Origin of the sequence: Afipia sp. Root123D2, assembly GCF_001425835.1 — a bacterium.
Classification (GTDB): domain Bacteria; phylum Pseudomonadota; class Alphaproteobacteria; order Rhizobiales; family Xanthobacteraceae; genus Afipia.
This window is the reverse complement of record NZ_LMDP01000001.1, coordinates 1,822,832-1,844,038: the sequence shown is the minus strand read 5'-3', so window position 1 is coordinate 1,844,038 and position 21,207 is coordinate 1,822,832. Positions and strand designations below refer to the sequence as shown.

The 21,207-nt window shown below is 64.0% G+C and carries 23 protein-coding genes; 2 read left to right on the top strand and 21 right to left on the bottom strand.

Features of this window, described 5'->3' with window-relative positions; genetic code table 11:
• Positions 1–63 precede the first annotated feature (63 nt).
• From ASC80_RS08870 to ASC80_RS08795, 16 genes are all read right to left on the bottom strand, one after another.
• Positions 64–996: a lipid A biosynthesis lauroyl acyltransferase gene (locus ASC80_RS08870; RefSeq protein ID WP_056295212.1), complete on the bottom strand. Its 933-nt coding sequence runs from the start codon at positions 994–996 to the stop codon at positions 64–66.
• Complete coding sequence (locus ASC80_RS08865; RefSeq protein ID WP_056295209.1) at positions 996–2,018, bottom strand: zinc-binding dehydrogenase; 1,023 nt, start codon at positions 2,016–2,018, stop codon at positions 996–998. The genes ASC80_RS08870 and ASC80_RS08865 overlap by 1 nt, the downstream gene beginning before the upstream one ends.
• A 194-nt stretch (positions 2,019–2,212) precedes the next feature.
• Positions 2,213–3,493, bottom strand: a complete 1,281-nt coding sequence (locus tag ASC80_RS08860; RefSeq protein ID WP_056295207.1) for a beta-ketoacyl-ACP synthase — start codon at positions 3,491–3,493, stop codon at positions 2,213–2,215.
• Between the two features lie 13 nt (positions 3,494–3,506).
• A complete protein-coding gene (locus ASC80_RS08855) occupies positions 3,507–4,724 on the bottom strand; it encodes a beta-ketoacyl-ACP synthase (RefSeq protein ID WP_056295204.1) in 1,218 nt (405 codons plus the stop codon).
• Positions 4,717–5,190, bottom strand: a complete 474-nt coding sequence (locus ASC80_RS08850) for a 3-hydroxyacyl-ACP dehydratase FabZ family protein (RefSeq protein WP_056295202.1) — start codon at positions 5,188–5,190, stop codon at positions 4,717–4,719. The genes ASC80_RS08855 and ASC80_RS08850 overlap by 8 nt, the downstream gene beginning before the upstream one ends.
• A gap of 9 nt (positions 5,191–5,199) precedes the next feature.
• Entirely contained in the window at positions 5,200–5,481 is a 282-nt protein-coding gene (locus ASC80_RS08845) for an acyl carrier protein (RefSeq protein WP_056295199.1), read from the bottom strand.
• 182 nt (positions 5,482–5,663) lie between these two features.
• Positions 5,664–6,038 carry a hypothetical protein gene (locus ASC80_RS08840; protein ID WP_056295196.1) on the bottom strand — a complete coding sequence of 125 codons (375 nt, stop codon included), beginning with the start codon at positions 6,036–6,038 and terminating at the stop codon, positions 5,664–5,666.
• A gap of 131 nt (positions 6,039–6,169) precedes the next feature.
• The gene (locus ASC80_RS08835) at positions 6,170–6,751 is read right to left on the bottom strand and encodes a peroxidase-related enzyme (protein WP_056295194.1); all 582 of its coding nucleotides are present in this window, start codon (positions 6,749–6,751) and stop codon (positions 6,170–6,172) included.
• Between the two features lie 228 nt (positions 6,752–6,979).
• Positions 6,980–8,737, bottom strand: a complete 1,758-nt coding sequence (locus tag ASC80_RS08830; RefSeq protein ID WP_056295191.1) for an ATP-binding protein — start codon at positions 8,735–8,737, stop codon at positions 6,980–6,982.
• Between the two features lie 264 nt (positions 8,738–9,001).
• The gene (locus tag ASC80_RS08825) at positions 9,002–9,256 is read right to left on the bottom strand and encodes a hypothetical protein (RefSeq protein ID WP_056295188.1); all 255 of its coding nucleotides are present in this window, start codon (positions 9,254–9,256) and stop codon (positions 9,002–9,004) included.
• A gap of 37 nt (positions 9,257–9,293) precedes the next feature.
• Entirely contained in the window at positions 9,294–9,725 is a 432-nt protein-coding gene (locus tag ASC80_RS08820) for an SRPBCC family protein (protein WP_056295185.1), read from the bottom strand.
• Between the two features lie 69 nt (positions 9,726–9,794).
• Positions 9,795–10,259: a DUF1801 domain-containing protein gene (locus ASC80_RS08815; protein ID WP_056295183.1), complete on the bottom strand. Its 465-nt coding sequence runs from the start codon at positions 10,257–10,259 to the stop codon at positions 9,795–9,797.
• Between the two features lie 10 nt (positions 10,260–10,269).
• Positions 10,270–10,734: a DUF1801 domain-containing protein gene (locus ASC80_RS08810; protein WP_056295180.1), complete on the bottom strand. Its 465-nt coding sequence runs from the start codon at positions 10,732–10,734 to the stop codon at positions 10,270–10,272.
• On the bottom strand, positions 10,731–11,054 hold the full coding sequence (locus tag ASC80_RS08805) for an ArsR/SmtB family transcription factor (RefSeq protein WP_056295178.1): 324 nt from the start codon (positions 11,052–11,054) through the stop codon (positions 10,731–10,733). Before ASC80_RS08805 ends, ASC80_RS08810 begins: the two co-directional genes overlap by 4 nt.
• 242 nt (positions 11,055–11,296) lie before the next feature.
• Positions 11,297–12,259 (bottom strand): alpha/beta fold hydrolase, encoded by a 963-nt coding sequence (locus tag ASC80_RS08800; protein WP_056295176.1) that lies wholly within the window; start codon positions 12,257–12,259, stop codon positions 11,297–11,299.
• 179 nt (positions 12,260–12,438) lie between these two features.
• Positions 12,439–12,957 (bottom strand): winged helix-turn-helix transcriptional regulator, encoded by a 519-nt coding sequence (locus tag ASC80_RS08795; protein ID WP_056295173.1) that lies wholly within the window; start codon positions 12,955–12,957, stop codon positions 12,439–12,441.
• Positions 12,958–13,163: 206 nt separating this feature from the next.
• Between ASC80_RS08795 and ASC80_RS08790 the strand changes: the two genes are divergently transcribed.
• A complete protein-coding gene (locus tag ASC80_RS08790; protein WP_056295169.1) occupies positions 13,164–13,802 on the top strand; it encodes a 2-hydroxychromene-2-carboxylate isomerase in 639 nt (212 codons plus the stop codon).
• Between the two features lie 82 nt (positions 13,803–13,884).
• Positions 13,885–15,084: a CaiB/BaiF CoA transferase family protein gene (locus ASC80_RS08785; RefSeq protein WP_056295166.1), complete on the top strand. Its 1,200-nt coding sequence runs from the start codon at positions 13,885–13,887 to the stop codon at positions 15,082–15,084.
• 120 nt (positions 15,085–15,204) lie between these two features.
• On the opposite strand, the gene ASC80_RS08780 is transcribed toward ASC80_RS08785, so the two are convergent.
• The 5 genes from ASC80_RS08780 to ASC80_RS08760 all read right to left on the bottom strand — a co-directional run bounded on the left by ASC80_RS08780 (position 15,205) and on the right by ASC80_RS08760 (position 20,755).
• A complete protein-coding gene (locus tag ASC80_RS08780; protein ID WP_056295837.1) occupies positions 15,205–17,412 on the bottom strand; it encodes a xanthine dehydrogenase family protein molybdopterin-binding subunit in 2,208 nt (735 codons plus the stop codon).
• 178 nt (positions 17,413–17,590) lie between these two features.
• On the bottom strand, positions 17,591–18,607 hold the full coding sequence (locus tag ASC80_RS08775) for an FAD binding domain-containing protein (protein WP_056295161.1): 1,017 nt from the start codon (positions 18,605–18,607) through the stop codon (positions 17,591–17,593).
• Positions 18,604–19,110 carry a (2Fe-2S)-binding protein gene (locus ASC80_RS08770; protein WP_056295158.1) on the bottom strand — a complete coding sequence of 169 codons (507 nt, stop codon included), beginning with the start codon at positions 19,108–19,110 and terminating at the stop codon, positions 18,604–18,606. Before ASC80_RS08770 ends, ASC80_RS08775 begins: the two co-directional genes overlap by 4 nt.
• A gap of 197 nt (positions 19,111–19,307) precedes the next feature.
• Positions 19,308–19,997: a glutathione S-transferase family protein gene (locus ASC80_RS08765; protein ID WP_056295157.1), complete on the bottom strand. Its 690-nt coding sequence runs from the start codon at positions 19,995–19,997 to the stop codon at positions 19,308–19,310.
• Positions 19,997–20,755 carry an SDR family NAD(P)-dependent oxidoreductase gene (locus tag ASC80_RS08760; RefSeq protein ID WP_056295154.1) on the bottom strand — a complete coding sequence of 253 codons (759 nt, stop codon included), beginning with the start codon at positions 20,753–20,755 and terminating at the stop codon, positions 19,997–19,999. The genes ASC80_RS08765 and ASC80_RS08760 overlap by 1 nt, the downstream gene beginning before the upstream one ends.
• Between the last annotated feature and the right edge of the window lie 452 nt (positions 20,756–21,207).

Sequence of the window (21,207 nt, the reverse complement as noted above, 5' to 3'; positions counted from 1 at the left end):
GCCATGACGCATCATAACGTACGGCGCTTTTTTCCCCTCTCCTATGGAGAGGGAAGGTAAGACTCACCGCCAGCGGCGGTGCAGCCACAGCCATTGTTCGGGATGCTGCCGCACCCAGCCTTCGATCACGGTGGTGATCGCCTGCATCGTGCCCTGCACGTCGATCTGCCCGGCGGCATCGCGCGCCGGCTTCACTTCGTCCGACAGTTCGACGCGGAAGCGATGGTTCGGCAGGCGGATGACCCGCACGCCATGGATCGGACATTCGACCTGCCGCGCCAGACGCGCGAGCAGGGGATTGGCTTTGGTTGTGCGGCCGAAGAAGGTGACGTTGACGCCGCGGCCGAAATACTGATCAACCAGCATCCCGACATGGATGCCTTTCTGCAGCGCCTGCGCGAGACGCAGCGGCGCGTCGTGCGTTGTGGCGATCATCGTGCCCATGTTGACGGCGCGCATGTCCTGAATGGCGCGGTCGGCGGCGGCGATGTTGGGGCGGCGGAACAGGATCGCGGAGTCGAGGCCGTAGGCGGGACCGGCCAGCGCCGGCAATTCCCAGTTCGCCAGATGGCTCGCGAAAATCAGCGCGCCCTTGCCGTCGTTGCGCAACTGCTCGAACTTCTCCGACGTGTCTGCGCCCAACTCGATGCGCCCGCGTTCGGGATGATCGACATCGAGATTCCAGATGTGGTCGAGATGGGCGAACTCGGCGCCGACGCGGCCGAGATTGTCCCACACGCCGGTGAGAATGGCGTCGATCTCCGTGGGTGACTTCTCCGGAAATGCGGCGGTGAGGTTAGCGCGGCCGATCCGGTTTTCCGGCAGCCACGGTCCGATGCGCCGCGTAATCCCGGCGAAGAAGTTTGCGGTCTTGTCGGGATCGAAATAGCGCGTGAGCCGCAGCAGGCCGACGGCAATGCCGCCAAGGATCACTCCGCCCACGGGCTTGACGGCATCGCGCGCAAGCGCCCGGGCGCGGAGGAGGAGACGGCGCATCAGAGCGTGACGATGATCTTGCCGAACACCTGCCGGCTTTCCATCCGCTTCAGCGCCTCCGCGACGTTCTCGATCGGTACTTCGGTGTCGATCACCGGCTTCATTCCGGCCGCCATCTTGTCGAGGCTTTCGGAGATGTTGCGCATGGTCGCGCCGAACGAACCGAGGATGCGGTACTGCTGCTGGAATAGCTGCATCAGGTTCAGCGTCGTGGTCGGGCCGGAGGTCGAGCCACAGGTGACGAGACGGCCGCCGCGCTTCAGGCACAGCAGCGAACCGTTGAACGTATCGGCGCCGACGTGCTCGAACACGACATCGACGCCTTTCTTCTTGGTGATCTTGCGGGTGACGCCCTCGAAGCGGTCCTCGCGGTAGTTGATGACGTGATCCGCGCCGAGCGCCTTGACGCCCTCGATCTTGGAATCGCTGCCGACCGTGGTGATGACGGTGCAGCCGACCGCCTTCGCCATCATGATCGCGGCGGTGCCGATGCCCGAGCCGCCGGCATGAACGAGAATGGTTTCACCGGGCTGCAGCTTGGCGTTGTCGAACAGCATGTGCTGAACGGTGGAGAACGCAATCGGTGCACAGGCGGCGTCGCGGATGCTGACGCCGTCCGGCACCGGGATCACCAGCCGCTCGTTGAGGTTCATCAGTTCGCGCGCGAAGCCGTCGACATGGAAGCCGAGCACGCCGGCGACATTTTCGCAGAGATTGTCGCGGCCTTCGCGGCAGGCCTTGCATTCGCCGCAGGTCAGCGCGCCGTACATCACGACCTTCTGGCCCGGCTTGAAGCGGGTGACGCCGTCGCCGACCGACACGATCTCGCCGGAGGCCTCGGCGCCGACCACCAGCGGCATCTTGCGCTTGGCGAACGCCATGCCGCGATAGCCCCAGACGTCGATGTGGTTGAGCGCCACCGCCTTGACGTTGATCTGGACTTCTCCGGCCGCCGGGGGCGGGGGCGGGGGAGCGTCCGCGATCACCAGTTCGCGGTCGGCAACGAGGGTCAGCGCGCGCATGGGAAGGGGTCCTGCGAATTCATGATGGCTGCGTATCGCCGCTCAGGGCGGCGGCGTCAACCGGGGGCTCCCGTCATCCTGAGGTGCGAGCCGTCTTCGGCGAGCCTCGAAGGATGATGGGCGGGCTTGCCGTCACCCTTCGAGGCCTCCGCTTCGCTGCGGCACCTCAGGGTGACGGCAAAGGGTTCAAGCAATCACACCGGCTCGCCGGTCAGGATCAGCGTCGCATTCTGGCCGCCGAAGCCGAACGAGTTTGACATCACGGCGGTGACGCGGGCATCACGGGCCTTGTTGGGCACCACGTCGAACGGAATCGTCGGGTCGGGAACATCGTAGTTGATGGTCGGCGGAATCCGCTGATGCTCCAGCGTCAGCACCGAGAACACCGCTTCGACCGCGCCGGCCGCCGACAGCGTATGTCCGACCATCGATTTGTTCGACGACACCGGAACCTGCTGCGCGCGCTCGCCGAACACCGTCGAGATGCCGAGATATTCCATCTTGTCGTTTTCCGGCGTGCCGGTGCCGTGGGCGTTGATGTAGTCGATCTGCTCGATGGTTACGCCGGCGTCGGACAGCGCATTGCGCACGCAGCCGACGATCGGCTTGCCGTCCGGGCTCGAGCGGGTGCGGTGGAACGAATCCGCCAGCTCGCCGCAGCCGGCGAGGACGCCGAGAATTTTCGCGCCGCGCGCGGTTGCCGCCTCGAGGCTTTCGAGCACCAGTGCGCCCGCGCCTTCGGCCATCACGAAGCCGTCGCGGTTCTTCGAGAACGGACGCACCGCCGTGTGCGGCGGATCGTTCTGGGTGGAGAGGGCGGACAGCAGCGAGAAGCGGATCAGCGCTTCCTGATTGACCGAGCCGTCGGTGCCGACGCACAGCGCGGCATCGGTGTCGCCGCGACGGATCGCCTCGACGCCGAGCTGGATCGCGGTGGCGCCCGACGCGCAGGCGGTCGACAGCGAGATCGGCGAGCCTTTGGTGCCGAACGTCTCGGCGAGGTTGTCGGCGACCGAGCCGAACACGAAGCGATGATGATAGTCGGCGAACTTGCCGCCGCCGCTGACGCGCAGCATGGTGTCGTAGTCGATGCCCGATGTGGCGCCGGTGGCGCGCGCCATCGCCTGACGCGAATGCCATTCGACTTCGACCGGCGCGACCGCGAGGAACAGCGGCCCCGGGAAATTGCCCTTGGTGCCGATACTGGATTCCGCAATCGCTTCTTCGGCGGCGAGGTCGGCGAGTTTCTCCGACAGTATCGTCGAGGAGAACGGCTCGATCGGAATGAAATCGACCGTGCCGGCCATCGTCGTTTTCAAGCCGTCGAGCGGAAAGCGGGTGATGGTGCGGATGCCGGATTCACCGGCGGTGAGCTTCGCCCAGTTGTCGGTCTTGCCGGCGCCGAGAGAGGTAACAACTCCCATGCCGGTGACGACCACGATGGGCCTGCCGAATTTGTCGCGTGTTGCCGTCATGCCGCTCCCGCCTTCACGCCGATATGGCTTCCACCAGCCCCATGCCTTCGCCGCGCCAGTGTCCCGCGCCGATTACCACGATCTGGGTCGGCGGCTTCGACATTTCAAGCTCGACACCCGCGGTATCGTTCGGCGGAAACAGCGCGCCCTTGGAGATCGACAGGGCCGCGAGCGCGAGGCCGAGCGGAAACTGCGCTTCCATGATGTGCCCGAACGCGGTCCCGGTGGCGCGCACGGCGTGGCCGGGGTGTTTGGCCAGGAACGCGCGCTCCTCGGCGGTGATATCGGCTGCGCCGGTCGCACCGGTGATGATCGCCGCAGTCTTGTCGGTGACGCCGAGATTGCTCCACAGCGAGTCGAACGTCGTGGTCACGGCGCCGGCATTGGCGCGGCGTGCGCGATCGGACACAACGCTGGTCAACCGCGCGAACGGTTTCGCGCCGCGTGCCTGGGCGTGTTCCTTGGATTCGATCACCAGAAACGCGCCGCCCGAGCCGAGCGCGAAGCCGCCATGGGATTCGTCGCGCGCCCACACCGGCACGTGTTTGCCCTTCAGGTTGAAGTCGCTGAACTCATAGAGCATCAGCAGATCCTGACGCTCGCCGTTCTGCGCCGCGCCGACGAGGGCGATGTCGCTCTTGCCGTCGGCGATGCGTGCGAGCGCGATGCGCACGGCGTCGACGCCGGCCGCTTCCTCGCCCATGAAGGTGCGCGACGATCCGGTGACGCCGTGGACGATGGCGATGTTGCCGGCGAGCAGGTTGGAGAGCTGGGCCAGAAACAGCGTCGGCCGCAGGTCGTTCATCAGCCGCTCGTTGAGGAAGCCGGGCGCCGAATTGCCCTGAACCTCGGCATTGAGGATCGCGGCGTCGACTTTGAGATCGCGCTCGCCGCCGCCGGCGGCCACGATCATGTCGGTGCGCGACAGGATTTCGGTATTGCCCTTGATGCCGGCGGAATCGAGCGCGAGGCCGGCCGCGTAGGTGCCGATGCGCTGCCACGCTTCCATCTGGCGCTGGTCGCCCTTCTTCGGAATCTGCGCGTCGAACGACACCTTGGTCATCGGGTGAACGATGTAGGGCGCGTATGTGGTCTCATCGGCATTGACCGTGCGCTGTTGCAGCGCGTCCCAATGCTGATCGATTCCCTCGCCGAGGGACGAGGCGAGACCGATGCCGGTGATCCAGGCTTCGCGCGATCCGGCGGCTTTCGGTGTGGATTCGTCAGTCATGCGCGAGAGCCTGTTGCGGGAAGCCGATCCGTTTCGCAACGCTTTCCATATGGCCGCGCAGTTCGGCGTTCGGGAACGGCGTGTGGCGAAGCGTCAGCATGGCATTGCACTTCAGTTTGCCGCCGGCGCTGATCTTGGCGCTGGTGACGGCGAAACCCGATCCGTCATGGGCGATCTGCGCTTCCACCGTCAGCAAGTCGCCCGGCAGAACGAAGTCGCGCATCTTGGCTTCCTTCACGGAGGCCAGGAAAGGCATGCGCTCGAATTTCAGCAGCGCGGTCAGCAGCCACCCGGAGGTCTGCGCCATCGCCTCGATCAGCAGCACGCCCGGCATCAGAGGATAGCCGGGAAAATGCCCTTCAAAGATCGTGTTCTGCTGCGGAACCTGCGCTTCGACCGTGATGGTGCGTTCGCCGAGATCGAGGCTGACGATACGATCGATGAGCTGAAAATACTCGAGGTGCATGGCTGGGGGTCATGCCCCCTTGGCGGCGACCAGTTCGTCGATGCGCGCGCTGAGGTTTTTCAGGACGAAATACTGTTCCGTGGTCGCCTTGCCGTCGTTGACCTCCTGGGTCCACTTTTCGAGCGGCAGCTTGATGCCGAACGCCTTGTCGATGGCGAAAGCGATGTCGAGGAAGTCGAGGCTGTCGATCCCCAGATCGTCGATCGCGTGGCTTTCCGGAGTGATCGTGTCGCGCGGGATGTCGCAGGTTTCCGCAATAATCGTGGCAACTTGGTCGAATGTGGACGGCATGGTCAAACCTTTGATTTATCTGGTATTTTGCCAGTAGTTGGCATGCGACGACCGGTCGGCGCGAAAGCGGCGCCGTTCCCGCTGCGGATCAAAGGCCCGTATAACGGAGCGTTGCCCCGAGTTCAATGGCGGGCAGGCGGGTCGGAGCCCGGCTGGAGCGGGTCCGGCACCCCGGATGTCGCCTATTCGCGGAACATCGAGGACGACATATTGATGTGAACCGTCGAATGATTGAGATGGGCGCAGTCCCGGCGCCCCATCAGGACGCAATCCTGAGCATTGCGCAGGTCGGCGAGGCGGTTCGCCAGCCAGATTCCGATCAGCGTCAGCATGACCGCGAAAGCGGCTGCGGCCAGGTTGTTCAGCATCCGGTGACGGTATTCCGCCGCGGCTTCCTGGCCGTGCGCATAGCGGGCGAGGCCGTCAGGGCCGGACCCGATCGGCGTTCCAGCCGGCGTTATCGATGAGCCTCGCCGGGGCGGCCGGTCGAGCGTCCGTGGCCGGAACCGCAGAACGCGGTGCTCTTCGCCTGTCTCAACTGGCTGGTGGACTGTCATCGCGGATCGCCAGCAGAATAGTCGCCATGGGAATGACCGGCAGGTCACTGGAACACTCTACCACAGCGGGGACAGGAGAGAAGCCTGCCGAATCATGGTGCTGGATGCCCGGCGCGGCATAGTCCGGCGCGTCAGGCCTTCGGCACGCGGCCCATCAGATAGAACTCGTCATTGGGGCGCATGTCGGTGACGCTAGCCATCCGGTTCGACAGCGCGAAGAACGCGGTGATGGCGGCGATGTCCCAGATGTCGTCGTCGGAAAAGCCGTGCTTGCGCAGTTCGGCGAAGTCCGCCTCGGAGGTCGTCTGCGCGGCGTTGCAGACCTTGAGCGCGAAATCGAGCATCGCCTTTTGGCGCGGCGTGATGTCGGCCTTGCGGTAATTGTTGGCGACCTGATCGGCGACCAGCGGATTCTTGGCGCGGATGCGCAGGATCGCGCCGTGCGAGATCACGCAGTAATGGCACTGGTTGGCGGCGCTGGTGGCGACCACGATCATCTCGCGCTCGGCCTTGGTCAGCCCGCTGTCGCGCTCCATCACCGCGTCGTTGTAGGCGAAGAAGGCGCGGAATTCGTCGGGCCGGTGGGCCAGCGCCAGAAACACGTTGGGCACGAAGCCGGATTTCTCCTGCACGCCGAGAATCCGCGTGCGGATGTCCTCCGGCAACTGGTCGAGCGAAGGCACGGGAAAGCGGCTGATTGGAGGTTGAGTCATGAGAGAGCGGTTCCTGCGGCAGGTAGATTTCGCAGGAACCTTAGCGCGGTTTTCGGTGAAGGCGATACCGGGGCGCGTGGAGAAAACGGGTTGAAACAGATTTCACCCTAAGCGAGGTCACCGGGACGAGCCCGGTGACGACACCGAGCGAAAGCGCTGCATCGCGCGGACAGGGACGCTGGATCCCCGCCTTCACGGGGACGACATCGAATACATCGAATATGGAGTTCAGCGCAGCGGCTTCTTCAGCAGCGAGAAGCGATCGGGATCGAGCCCGAGCGACGGCTGCAGCATCGGCGCGTCGGTCGTGCGCTGAACCGAGCCGCCGAACCGCTCGCCGAAGGTTGGATCGATCGGCGCCTCGCGATGCGAGGTCGCGCCGCGCCAGCGCTCCAGCACCGAGCCGACGAAATTGATGTCATGGCCGCTGAATGATGTCGGCGTGGTCGCGATCGTCGCTTCGCTGCGCGGCAATTGATGCGCCGGCACTTCCTTGAAGCGCAGGCGCGTCGGCAGGGCGACGCCTTCGCCGAAGGCGAGAACCTCGCGGGTGCCGAGCGAGGGCACGAACGACAGCAGGTTCGCCGCCGCATCCGACACCGCCGAGCGCAGCAGCGCCTGGTCACGGTCGTTGGCAAGGCGCATCGCGAACAGCGTGTTGCACTGGGAAATGATGGTGGCGTCGAGTTCGGCCGGGCGCTGGGTCACCAGCCCGAGATAGACGCCGTATTTGCGGCCTTCCTTGGCGATGCGCGACACCGCCTTGCGGGTCGGCCCGAATCCGGTGCCGCGATCGGCGGAGGCGTAGCGATGGGCTTCCTCGCAGACGAAGAGCAGCGGCGAGACGCCGTCGCTCCACAGGCCGAAATCGAACGCCATGCGGCACAGCACCGACACCACCGAGTCCACTACTTCGGCCGGGAAGCCGGCAAGCTGCATGATGGTCATCGGCCGGCCGTTGGCGGGCAGGCGGAACAGCGAACTGATGACCTCGGCCATGGTGTCGCCGCCGACATTGGCGTTCTCGAACATGAAGGCGTAGCGCGGATCGTTGCGCACGGTATCGATCCGCGAGATCAGCTTGTGATAGACGATGCGCGAGGAACGGTTCTCGAGCTTGCCCATGCGCTCGTCGATCAGCGAGATCAGGTCGACCAGCCGATAGGGCACCGGCGTATCGGGCGTGAAGCCGGTGGTCTTGGGATCGACGCGCTTGAGGCCGACGCGGTCGGAATTCTGGTACTGGGTGTAGATCGCCTTGGCCATCGGAATGACCTCGACCAGAACTTCGAGTTCTTCAGGTACGCCGGGCCGCCCGCCGAACAGGACGTCGACGATCTCCTCGAAATTGAACAGCCAGAACGGCAGCTTGAGATTGCGCGGATTCATCACGACCGCGCGGTCGCCGAAGCAGCGCCCGTATTCGTTGTGCACGTCGAGCAGGAAGATGCGCAGGTTGGGGCGCACCTTGAGAATTTCGTTGAGCAGCAGCGACACGCCGCTCGACTTGCCGACGCCGGTCGATCCCAGAACCGCGAAATGCTTGCTCAGCATTTCCTCGACGTCGACATAGGCGATGACCGATGGGTCTTGCTGCAACGTGCCGATGTTGATCTGGTCGGCTTTCGACGGCGCGTAGACCGTGCGCAACTCCTGATTGGTCAGGACATCGACGGTGTCGCCGATCGTCGGATAGCTGGTGACGCCGCGCTGGAAACGCCCCGAGGCGCTGTTCGAGATTTCGCCGAGCAGATCGACCGATGCGACCGCGATGTATTTCTCGCCGGCGGCGATGCCCTCGCACGACACTTCGGTGATGATCGCGATGATCGTCGTCGTGCTGGTGCGGATTCCGAAAAACTGCCCGACGGTGGCGCGGGCATTGAACGGCGTGACATGCGCCGACCCGAGCAGCCCGATCCGCGCTTGCGATCCGCGAACCGAAACGACCCGTCCGAACGGCGCAGTCTGGGAAGTGCTCAACATCGACGAAATTGACCGGTATCTGAGGTGATCTGCTCCGAACTATGCCGCCGTCATGTTGCAGGAAACGTTAAGGAGAAGCGGTGCGGCGCCATCGCCCGGCGCCGCCAGATGCCGTCCGGCGCACGGGCTGCGGCACGCGCGAGCGCTCAACGGCCCGGATTTACAGGGACTTCCGGCGCATTACCCGCGATGCGCGCAAACACTGCGAAATTCGCCTGTTAACCCGACTTTTACCACGAACGCGCACGCGCGAACGTTTGTTCCTTATCTGCACGCCGGCGCGTCGCCCTCACCACGGCTATCCTCTGACGCCCGCCCGCGGCGCCACGTGGCGGCATACGGCAGCACGAACATGTACAAGCCGGTCAACAGCAGCGTGAAGAGCGGAAGCAGGGGCGAGTAGACTACCCATGCGGGCGGTTCTCCCAGCGCCATCGCGACGAAATTGGCAATGACCGTCACCGTGAAGGCGACCGACAGCCAACGGTGAATTTGCCGAATCCACGTAGTCCAGGTCATGCTACCTCCTATCGAGACAAGCCGCGGCGCGGCAGATTCAGTCCGGGCGAGCCACGACCCGATCGAGGTTCGCAAGGAACTGCTGCCACCCATGCCTGGCGCCGCCGTAAGCCTGCTTCTGATCCGGACGGAATCCCGATTGCTCCATGCGCAGGTGAGTGCCGGTGCGCGTTGGCGTGAGCGTAAAGGTCACCACGCTCGTCAGTTTGAAGGCTGCATCGTCGTGCGCAAAATTCCACGTGTAGGACAGCGCCGTGTTCGGCTCGATGGCGAGGACCTCGCAGTCCAGCACGCCGCCCCAGTCTCCGCGAAGATTGAAACGGTGACCCACCGCCGGCTTGAAATCGTTCTTCATCAGCCATTCCGCGATCAGATGCGGTTGCGTGAGCGCGCGCCATATCTTTTCCGGCGGATGAGGAAATTCTCGCTCGACAACGATGGAGAGGGTTTCGGTCGTGGTGGTGCTCATGGGTCGATCCTTTCAGAAAATTGTCGCGGTTCGCCGAACCGGCTTTGCCGGCTGGTTTTACGACGCGGCTCAAGCGCTTGTTGGTTTCTTCCGGGCGCGCGCCGAAATGTTCCGCGCGACGGCGGCGCGAATGAGCGCCTTCAGCGCCTTCTCGTTGATCTTGTCGCCTTCATGGAAATCGATGGCGCGCCTCACGTTGCCGTCGAGGCTGGAGTTGAAGAGATGAGAGGGGTCGTCCAGCGCGGCGCCATTGGCGAAGGTCAGCTTCACGGCATTCTTGTAAGTCTCGCCGGTGCAGATGATTCCGTCGTGCTCCCACACCGGAACGCCGCGCATCCCGTTCGACGGCTTTCTCCATTTCACTTCTTCGACCACGTCGGGGTCGGCCTGCTTGATGATCGCGCGGACCCGGGCGAGCATCTCGCCGCGCCAGTCATTCAAATCCTTGATGCGCGCATCGATCAGTCGGGAAGGAGAGTCTTGCCTGTCCTTTGAAGCGCTCGTCGTCTTTTTTGCGGTTGCCGCTTTCTTCATTGCTCTGACCTTACATGCGTTCGCCGGGCAGCCGGCTGGCTTGCTTCACCCAGGCAGCGAGTTGAGCTTCGTCGAGTTCGTCGCCCTCGTGGATGTGGAAATAGCGGACGTCCTTGTGCCTGGACTCGACCGGAGGGACAGGGCGCAGCGATGCGCCGCGGAAGAACGCCACCTTGATGTATTTGGCGAAGCAATGAAGGCTGAGGAACCAGCCTTCGTCATCGACTCCATAGAAAGGTGAATTCCATTTGACGGCCTTGTGGACGCCGGGGACGGTGCGCACGATCAGCGCATCGAGGTTGCGTCCGACATTACGTTTCCAGCCCGGCATCGCCGCGATGTAGGCCTGTACGGGCGCGTCGCCGTCGCCTTTCGCGATCTGGGGATTGCCGCCGGAGAGCAGGGCAGGTTTTTTCGCCGCTGTTTTTGACGTCCGTTTGGCCGCGGCGCGCGTCCTGGTCGCGGGCTTGCTCATTGGTCCATCCTTTTGAGCAGGTCTTCGAGATCGTCGAACCGGTTCTGCCAGAAGCCGGCCATCTGGCTTGTCCAGTCGATCAGCGGGGCAAGGGCGCCAAGCTGCGCGCTGTAATGGGTCTGGCGGCCTTCGTGACGGTCGCGCACCAGTCCGGCCTGCTTCAGGAGGCCGAGGTGTTTCGAGACGGCCGGTTGAGAGATCCCGGCCCGGGCCGTCAACGCTCCGACCGTCTTTTCGCCTTCGCGGCACAGCCGTTCGAAGATGGCCCGCCGGGTTGGATCAGCGAGCGTTCTGAAGAGCACATCGGGCGCGTTCGTCATCTGGATTAATAACTCTGTGGTTATGGATTACATAACCGCGGAGATATGAGTCAGTCAAGCGGGAACGTGGCGAGGCGTGGCGACCCTCGGAGTCCTCAAAAAATAGGTCTATAATAGGGCCCTTGTCCATCACCGCGTCGGCCGGATTTATTCCGGCCATCCACATCTTGGCGATGTTCCAGCAGGAACAGGCGTTTTGAACCATACTCCGCTGGTTATGCATCATGCAAAGCATGGCCGCGTCACGGAAGGCTGCGCAGCCAGTCCAGCAGCAGCGCGTTGACCTCAGCCGGCCGTTCCTGCTGGGTCCAGTGTCCGCATCCCGGCAGGATGTGCGCGCCGCGCAGGCCGGGCAGTTCGGCTTTCAGGATCGGCATCGGATCGCCGAACATCGTCAGCACCAGATCGCGGTCGCCCGCGATATAGAGCGACGGCTGTTCGATCCTGCGGCCCTTGAACGCCGACAGGAACGCGAAGTCGCGATCGTTGTTGCGATAGCGGTTCAATCCGCCGCGAAAGCCGGAGCGCGTGAACTCGCCGGTGTAATAGTCGATGTCGGCGGCGGAGAGCCACGCCGGAAACGGATCGGGATCGGGCAGGCGGGACAGCACGGTATCGCCGAGCTTCTTGTCGGTGGGCCATGTGCCGTCGGGCGCGTCGCCGCTCCACGCATAATAAAACCGCCGCAGCGCGCCGCGCACATCCGCGTCCATCTCGGCGTCCGCCGCGCCTTCCTGTGCGAAGTAATGTTGATAGAAAAACCGGCCGTGGCGCGTGTACGCGTAGTCGATCAGGTCGTTGAGCGAACGCTTCGGAATTCCGGTGTAGGGCACCGACAATCCGGCGACCGCGCGCACGCGGTCGGGATGGACGAGGGCGGTGGTCCACGAAATCGGCGCGCCCCAGTCATGACCGATCACGACGGCGGGAGCATCCGGGCTAAGCGTAGCGATCAGCCGGGCGATGTCGGTCGAAATGGCTTCGAGCGTATAGGCCTCGACCGCGCGGGGCTTGCCGGAGCCGCCATAGCCGCGCACGTCGATGGCGCAGGCGGTGAATCCAGCCGCCGCGATCGGCGCCATCTGATGCCGCCACGAGTACCAGGATTCCGGAAAGCCGTGGACCATCACCACCAGCGGCCCGGTGCCCTCAATGGCGACGCGCAGCGCGACGTCGTTCAGGGCGATGGTTTGAAATTCGGTCATGAGGTCTCCGACGGATTGCGGCGGACTAAACCCGTGTCCCGGGCGCGATGCAGCGTGCAACGCTGCTTCGCAGACCCGGGACCTTTCCACACTCAGAATTTGGAAAGGCCCCGGATCAGCAGCGCATCGCGAAACGCGCTGCGCAGCATCCGGGGCACGCAAGCTTCATCGCGAAGCAATCACGCCGCGCTCGGACGCACCTTGGCTTTGGCCGTTGCCTTGGCGCGGGCCTCCGATGACGCGCTCGGCCGCGCGCCGGGGCCGGAATGGACGTGAACTTCCTTGGCCTTGAGCGGCTCGCCGCATTCCGAGCAGACCATGACCGGATCGAACATCTTGCCGCAACCGTGATGCTCATGCAGCAGCGGGCGGCCGCGCTCGTCCACCATGTGGGTGTCGCCCCAATGGACGATGGCCATGATCACCGGATAGAGGTCGAGGCCCTTCTGGGTCAGGATGTATTCGTAGCGCTTCGGCGAATCCTGATAGGGCACGCGGCGCAGCACGCCGAGCCGGACCATCTTCTTCAGCCGTTCGGCCAGCAGGTGCCGGGTGATGCCGAGCGAGGACTGGAACGCCTCGAAGCGCCGGACGCGCAGAAAACTTTCGCGCAGGATCAGCAGGCTCCAGCGATCGCCGATCACCGCGACGGTGCGGGCCAGCGAGCACGGCTCCTCCTCAAGAGCATCCCATTTCATGGCAGTCTCCAGTTCACTCCGGCTGGCCGGCAGCCGGCCGCTCTGCTATCGATTCAATGTTCCACATTCTAAATAGGTACTGAAAGCAACACAATCACCCCATTCCCGGGTTTTTGGGCCTAGAATGCTCATCTAACGCCTTTACGTTTGACAGTTCATTTTTAGAACTTTATGAATCCGGTCAACAATCTTAGGAGATACCCCCGGTGGCACATCCGTTGAAGGTCGAATTCCACTTCGATTTCGGCAGTCCGAACGCCTATCTGGCGAAACGCGTGTTGCCCGGCATCGAACAGCGCACCGGCGTGAAGTTCGAGTACGTGCCGGTGCTGCTCGGCGGCGTGTTCAAGGCGACCGGCAACGCGTCGCCGGCGGAAACGCTGCGCGGCATCAAGAACAAGCAGGACTACCAGACGCTGGAAATGCAGCGCTTCATCCGCCGCCACAACATCACGAACTTCAAGAGCAATCCGTTCTTCCCGGTCAACACGCTGATGCTGATGCGCGGCGCGATCGCGGCGCAGTTCGAGGGCGTGTTCGAGCCGTATTTCCACGCCGCCTACCATCACATGTGGGAAGAGCCGAAGAAGATGGACGATGTCGAGGTGTTCCGCTCAGCCTTCAAGGCATCCGGTCTCGATGTCGACAGACTGATGGCACGCGCCCAGCAGGACGACGTCAAGAAAAAGCTGATCGACAACACCAGCGACGCGGTCGCCCGCGGCTCGTTCGGCTCGCCGACCTTCTTCGTCGGCAAGGAGATATTCTTCGGCAAGGACCAGTTGCGCGATGTCGAGGAGTCGATCGTCGAGCAGCTTGGTTCCGCCAAGGCGAAAACCGCCTGAGCCAACACAGTCGCGCGTTCTAACCCGGACCGCGCGAGCGGTTCGCGATATCGAGCCACGATATCGAGCCAGAGGAAATGCCATGCCGGGTCCGTTGAAGGGTGTTCGTGTCCTCGATCTGACGGGGGTGGTGTCGGGGCCCTATGCGACGATGTTCCTCGCCGATCAGGGCGCGGACGTCATCAAGATCGAGCCGATCACCGGCGACATCACCCGGCGCAGCCGCGCGCCGATCGACAAGGGCGGCGAATTCTCGGCGCTGTTCATTTCCTCCAATCGCGGCAAGCGCTCGCTGTCGCTCGACATCAAGAGCGAGGCCGGGCGCGAGGTGCTGGCGAAGCTGGTGGCGCAGGCCGACGTGCTGGTGCAGAATTTCCGCCCCGGCACCATGGACCGCTTGGGGCTCGGCGCGGACGAACTGCGCGCGAAACATCCGCGCCTGATCTATGTGTCGATCAGCGGCGTCGGCGACACCGGGCCTTATGTGAAGAAGCGCGTCTACGATCCGATCATTCAGGGGCTGTCCGGCTTCTGCGATATTCAGGCCCAGCCGGTGACCAACCGGCCGCAGATGATCCGCACCATCGTGTGCGACAAGACCACGGCGGTGTTCACGGCGCAGGCGGTATCGTCGGCGCTCTACGCCCGCGAGAAGACCGGGCAGGGCGATCACATCCAGGTCGCGATGCTCGACACCATGATCTCGTACCTGTGGCCGGAAGGCATGATGCAGTACACGGTGGTCGGCGCCGAGGAGACCGCGCAGGATCCCAAGGACCGGCCCGACCTCGTTTTCCAGACCAGCGACGGCTACATCACGGCCGGCACGATTTCGGATTCCGAATGGCAGGGCTTCTGCCGCGCCACCGGCGATCCAGAGCTTGCGAAAGACGAGCGGTTCGCGACGCCGGGCGGGCGTTTCGTCAACGCCACCGCGCGCATCAACAAGATGCAGGAGTACATTCTGCAGCACACGACCGCCGAGTGGCTGGAGCGGCTCGACGCCGCCGACGTGCCGTGCGCGCCGATCCTGCGTCGCGGCGAGGTCATGCACAACGAGCAGGTGGTGGCGCGCGGGCTGATCGAGGAATTCGACCAGCCGAAGGTCGGCCGTGTCCGGCAGCCGAAGCCCGCGGCGCGGTTCGAGGTTCACGAAGCGATGATCGGCGGTCCCGCGCCGCGCGTCGGCCAGCACTCGCGCGACGTACTGCGCGAACTCGGCTACGACGACAGCGCCATCGACGCGATGGTCGGCGACAAGGCGGTGCGGGTGGCGGGCTGATTGTTGCGAATTTGAATCTGAATTGTTTTCGTCATGGCCGGAATAAATCCGGCCATGACAGAGAGAGTTATGAGCGTGCAAGTCAGCGCGGGGGCGCGACTGGGATTCGCATTCGTTGACTCACGCTTCGCGTGTCAGCTTGTCGAGAGTGATCGGCAGATCGCGCACCCGCTTGCCCGTCGCATGATAGATCGCGTTGGCGATCGCCGCCGGCACGCCGACGATGCCGATTTCGCCAAGCCCCTTGATGCCCATCGGGTTGACGATGTCATCCTGCTCATCGACGAAGATCACCTCGACATCGTGAACGTCGGCATTCACCGGCACATGATACTCTGCGATGTTGGCGTTCATCACGCGGCCGAAGCGGTGGTCGATCAGCGTTTCCTCGTGCAGCGCCATGCCCATGCCCCAGATCGCGCCGCCCATCACCTGGCTGCGCGCGGTCTTGCGATTGAGGACGCGTCCGGCCGCCACCGCACTGACGAGGCGGGTGACGCGGATTACGCCCAACTGCTCATCGATCTTCACCTCGGCGAAAATCGCCGCATGGGTGTTGTGGGCGTGCTTGCCGTCGTTGGCGAATTCCGTCGCCTTCTCCTGCGTGATGCGATCGACGCCGGCATGGCGCATCGCTTCCGCGATCGGGATCGTGCTGCGCGGATTTTTCCTTGAGGCGATGGCACCATTGGCCAGCACGACATCGTCGTCCTTCGCGCCTTTCAGCGGCGAGTCCGGCATCGCCTGCGACATCTTCAGCAGCTCATCACGGACGGCGTTGCTGGTGGTGACGATGCCGTTCGAGACCGATGCCGCGATCCACGAGCCGCCCTCGACCGGCGATTGCGGCAGCGTCGAGTCGCCAAGCTTGATCGTGATGTCGTCAATCGGCAGGCCAAGCATGTCGGCGGCGACCTGCGCCATGATCGTATAGGTCCCAGTGCCGATATCGGATGTCGCGCACGCCACTTCCGCATGTCCGTTCGCCGTCAACGTGATCCGCACCGTGATCGGCACCTGCAGCGCTTCCCAGACGCCGGTGGCCATGCCCCAGCCGACCAGATCGTTGCCGTCGCGCATCGAACGCGGTTCGGGATTGCGCTTGCTCCAGCCGAAGGCATCCGCGCCCTGGCTGTAGCATTCGCGCAGGTTCTTGCTGCTGAAGGGCAGACCGTTGATCTGGTCGCGGTCCGAATAGCACTTCAGGCGCAGTTCCAGCGGGTCCATTTTCAGCGCGACCGCGAGTTCGTCCATGGCCGATTCGAGCGCATAGACGCCGGTCGCCGCACTCGGCGCGCGCATGTCGCAGGAGGTCGGCAGATCGAGATGCGCGAGCTTGTGCGTGTAGCTCGCGGTTTCGCTCTTGTAGAGCAGCCCCGACCACGTCGTCTCGTTGCGATGGAAGTCCTCGTATCGCGAGGTGACGGTGGTGGCGTCATGCGTGATCGCGTTCAGCGTTCCGTCCGGCTTCGCGCCGAGCTGGATACGCTGGACCATCCCCGGGCGATAGCCGACCATGTACATCTGCTGCCGCGTCAGAACGAGGCGAACCGAGCGCTTGAGCGCGCGTGCGCCGAGCACGGCGAGCACGACCTGATATTGCGGCCGCAGGCCGGAGCCGAAGCCGCCGCCCATGAACGGCGACATCACCCGGATCTCGTCGGGCTTGGCCTCGAACACGCTGCACAAATAGCGCTGGACGTTCTGCACGCCTTGCGTCTTGTCGTAGACCGTGAGCTTGCCGTCCTGCCAGACCGCCGTGGAGGCAAACAGCTCCATCGGATTGTGATGCTCGATCGGCACCGAATAGCCGGCATCGTGGCGAACGTCCGAGGCGGCAAAGGCTTTTGCGGCATCGCCGCGCGGCTTGGCCGGAGGATCGAGCGCGACGGTGTTGCGGAGCTGTTGCTCGAGATCGGTGACCGGCGGCTCCTCGTCATAGTCGACGCGCACGAGGGAGGCGGCGTAGGTCGCGGTTTCGAAATCCTCCGCCAGCACCAGCGCGACCGGCTGGCCGTTGAACTTGATCTCGCCGTCGTAGAGCGGGCGATAGGGCGAACCTTCATCGGGCGCGACATCGTCCTTGTAGGCTTTGTCGTTGTCCGCCATCGGCGGCCGGTTGTCGTGGGTGAGAACGGCGAGGACGCCCGCGACGTTGTGGGCCTCGCTGGTGTCGATCTTCTTGATCCGGCCTTTGGCGATGGTCGCCATCACGATGCTGGCGTGGGCCAGATCGGGCGCGCTGTACTCGCCGGCATATCGCGCCGCGCCGGTCACCTTGTCGCGTCCATCGACGCGGGACGTCGCCGTTCCGATGTAAGTCGTCATGGGTGTGCTCACCTGACTTGTTGCCGGGGCCAAGGGTGCTGCGGCGCCGTCGCGTGTTCCGTATCCCAATACGCCGACGGCTGCGGCGCCTTGCAGCACGCTGCGGCGGCTGATGCCGCCGGTGTGAGGATCATGGGTGTCGTGAGGATCAAACCGGCCGATGCGTGCCATGGCTGCCTCATGCGATTTTCTTGTGGGATTGCGATTGCGGTGTGCCGTTCGCGGCCTGCGTCAGCGCGCGGACGATAGTGCGCCGCGCGAGGTCGATCTTGAAGGTGTTATGGCCGAACCCTTTGGCGTCGCGCAGCACGATGTCCGCGGCGCGGGCGAAGCTTTCGCGGTGGGCGGATTGGCCTTTCAACGCCGCTTCGGCTTCCGGATTGCGCCATGGCTTGTGCGCAACACCGCCAAGCGCCAGCCGCGCCTCGCGGATGGTGCCTCCGTCCACCTCGAGTGCCGCCGCCACCGAGACCAGCGCGAAGGCGTAGGACAGGCGGTCGCGGATCTTGAGATACGTATAGTTTGTGTTGAAGCCTTTCGCCGGCAATTCGACGGCCGTGATGATTTCCGCCGGCTCGAGATTGGTGTCGCGTTGCGGCGTGCTGCCGGGCAGGCGGTGGAAGTCAGCGATTGCAATCGTGCGCTCGCCGTTCGGACCGGTGACATGCACCTTGGCCTCCAGCGCGATCAGCGCGACGCACATATCGGAGGGATGGGTTGCGATGCATGCATCGCTGGTGCCGAGAATGGCGTTGATGCGGTTGATGCCGTCCTTCGCCGAGCAGCCGGTGCCGGGCTCGCGTTTGTTGCAGGGCGTCGTTGCATCGTAGAAATAGAAGCAGCGGGTTCGTTGCACCAGATTGCCGCCGGTGGATGCCATGTTGCGCAGTTGCGCTGACGCGCCGGCGCGGATCGCGCTCGACAGCACCGGATAGCGCTCGGTCACCCGCGGATGCCAGGCGAGGTCGGAGTTCGGCACCAGCGCGCCGATCCGCAGGCCGCCCTCGGCGGTGTCTTCGACCTTGGTCAGCGGCAAACGTGAAATATCGATCAGCCGGGTGGGATGCTCGACATCGTATTTCATCAGATCGACGAGGTTGGTGCCGCCGGCGATGAATTTTGCGGAAGGATCGTCCGCGATCTGCTTGACGGCGTCGGCGACGTCGTTTGCGCGCGAATACTGGAAGTTGATCATGTTGCACCCATGGCCTGCTGGATGGCTGCGACGATGTTCGGGTAGGCGGCGCAGCGGCAGATGTTGCCGCTCATCATCTCGCGAATGTCATCGGGCGTTTTCGCCTTGCCCTCGGCGATCAGGCCGACCGCCGAACAGATCTGGCCCGGCGTGCAGTAGCCGCACTGAAAGGCATCGTGATCGATGAAGGCCTGTTGCACCGGATGCAGCACGCCGTCGGTGGCAAGCCCCTCGACGGTGACAACCTCGGCGCCGTCCTTCATGACGGCGAGTGTCAGGCAGGAATTGACCCGCCGGCCGTCCACCAGCACCGTGCAGGCGCCGCACTGGCCGTGATCGCATCCTTTCTTGGTGCCGGTCAGGTCGAGACGGTCGCGCAGTGCGTCGAGCAGGGTGGTCCAGGGGGCGATGTTGAGTTTGGTCTTGGCGCCGTTGACGGTCAGTTCAACCGTCATCAGGCCGGGAGGCTGGGGTGACGCGCTTGCAGCGCTTGACCTTGCCATGGGCGTTCTCCGCATATCGAAGATTAACCGGCAACAACGCGAGACATCATGACAGGTTCCGTGCCGCCGTCGCAAGAATAATAGCGGCCGTTCGTGGTGGTTCGGTGACAGGTCCGGCGGCGGTGGATTGCCTCCTTATGGTGAGCGCTGTCCCTCGTGGTGAGGAGCGCCGCGCCGCATCCGGGGCAAACGACCCGTTATGTCGATCGAGCTGTCGGCCCTACTACGGGCTCGCTCGGCGCCGGCGGCTGGTTGGCGATCTTGCCTTGTTGATAGGCAGGGCGGGCCTGCATTCGGGCGAGATAAGGCTGCGCGTTGTCGCAGATGCCGACGCCATAGGCGATCGCCCAGTCGAGGCAGGTGGTGAGCAGGATGTCGGCGCTGGTGAAACGCTCGCCCATCAAAAATTCGCGACCATCGGACAGCGCCACTTCGACATGACGCAACTGTTCGCGGAAGTACTCGCCGGCCTTGGCGACGACCTCCGGCGCGATGCCGTAGATCGAACCCAGCCCCATCGCGCCGTGGCGGCGCATCACATAAAGGCTCGTCGAATCCAGTTCTGTGACGATGAAGAAGCACCATTCGAGCCAGGCGGCATAGTCGCGCTGCGCCTCGGGGATCAGCGCGCGCTCGGGCGTCGAATAGGTGCGCGACAGATAGGCGACGATGGCGGCGCTTTCGCCGATGGAAAAATCTCCGTCCTGGAGCAGGGGCACTTTCTGGCGCGGATTGAGCCTGGTGTATTCGGCGGTCTTGGTTTCGCCGGTGCGCGGGCCGATGGCGCGGGTCTCATAGGTCAGGCCGAGTTCGGCGAGCGCCCAATGCGCGCGCACGGTGCGGCTGGTGCCGACACCCCACAACACGAGATGGGGTGCGTCCGCCATCACCACTTCTCCACGGAGGGACGCAGATCGAGTTCGTGGGTCCAGCCGTCGCGATGCTGGTTGTGAGCGAACCAATAAGCGTCGGCAATCGACGATGTCTTGGTCAGGCTGTCGGCCGGAATGTCCTTGGCGTCGATGCCCTTGGCCGCCTTCATGCGCTGGTGGATCGCCTCGCTGTCCACGGCGGCGTCGATCAGCAGATGAACGACATGGATGTTCTTCGGGCCGAGTTCGCGCGCCATCGCCTGCGCCACCGCGCGCAGGCCGAACTTGGCAGAGGAGAACGCCGCGAAGCCGACGCCGCCGCGCACGCTGGCGGTCGCGCCGGTGAACAGGATGGTGCCGCGTCCGCGCTGCGTCATGTAGCGTGCGGCCTCGCGGCCGACGAGGAAGCCGCCATAACAGGCGAGCTCCCACGCCTTGAAGAACAGCTTCTCGGTGGTCTCCAGCAGCGGCTTGTTGACGTTCGATCCGGCGTTGTAGAGGCAGACCTCGATCGGCCCGATGTCCTTCTCGACCTGCGCGAAGAATTCCTGCACGGAAGCTTCCTGCCGGGCATCGACGCTGAAGGCGCGGACATCGCAGCCCTCGGCCTTCATGTCATCGACCAGGCCCTGCGACTTGGCGGCATCGCGCCGCGCGATGCAGACGATGTAGCCGCCCTTGGCGAAACGCCGCGCCACCGCCGCGCCGATCGCGTCACCGGCGCCGACCAGCACGACCACGCCTTTGGGTTTCGGATTGGCGGTTTCTGGCATCGCGCTCTCCCTATAAGTTCTTATTTGGTACTTATTGATAGCGGGCAAAGGGCGGGTTGTAAATTGCTGATGTGGGGAATGCTGGAAACAGTTTCCTCTGTCATGGCCGGATTTATTCCGGCCATCCCGCTTAGGGGACGCACGGTGCCTCCCTAAGCGAGGGCACCGGGACAAACCCGGTGACGACAATGGTGTACGGGGTGATCTCTCCAGGCGTCGTCCCCGCGCAGGCGGGGACCCAGACTCCCAGACCTATCGTTTCTTCGCGATCCGATCGGTTTTAAACAGTGTACGCTTTGCAATGCTTTCATATGCGGCGCGGGTAGACTGGGTCCCCGCCTGCGCGGGGACGACACCGAGTATGGAGGTTGCTCCGGGATACCGCGCTTGTCCCCTGCTACGATCTCTTTCCGTCATGGCCGGGCTCCTTCCGGCCTTCACGTCTGAGCGAT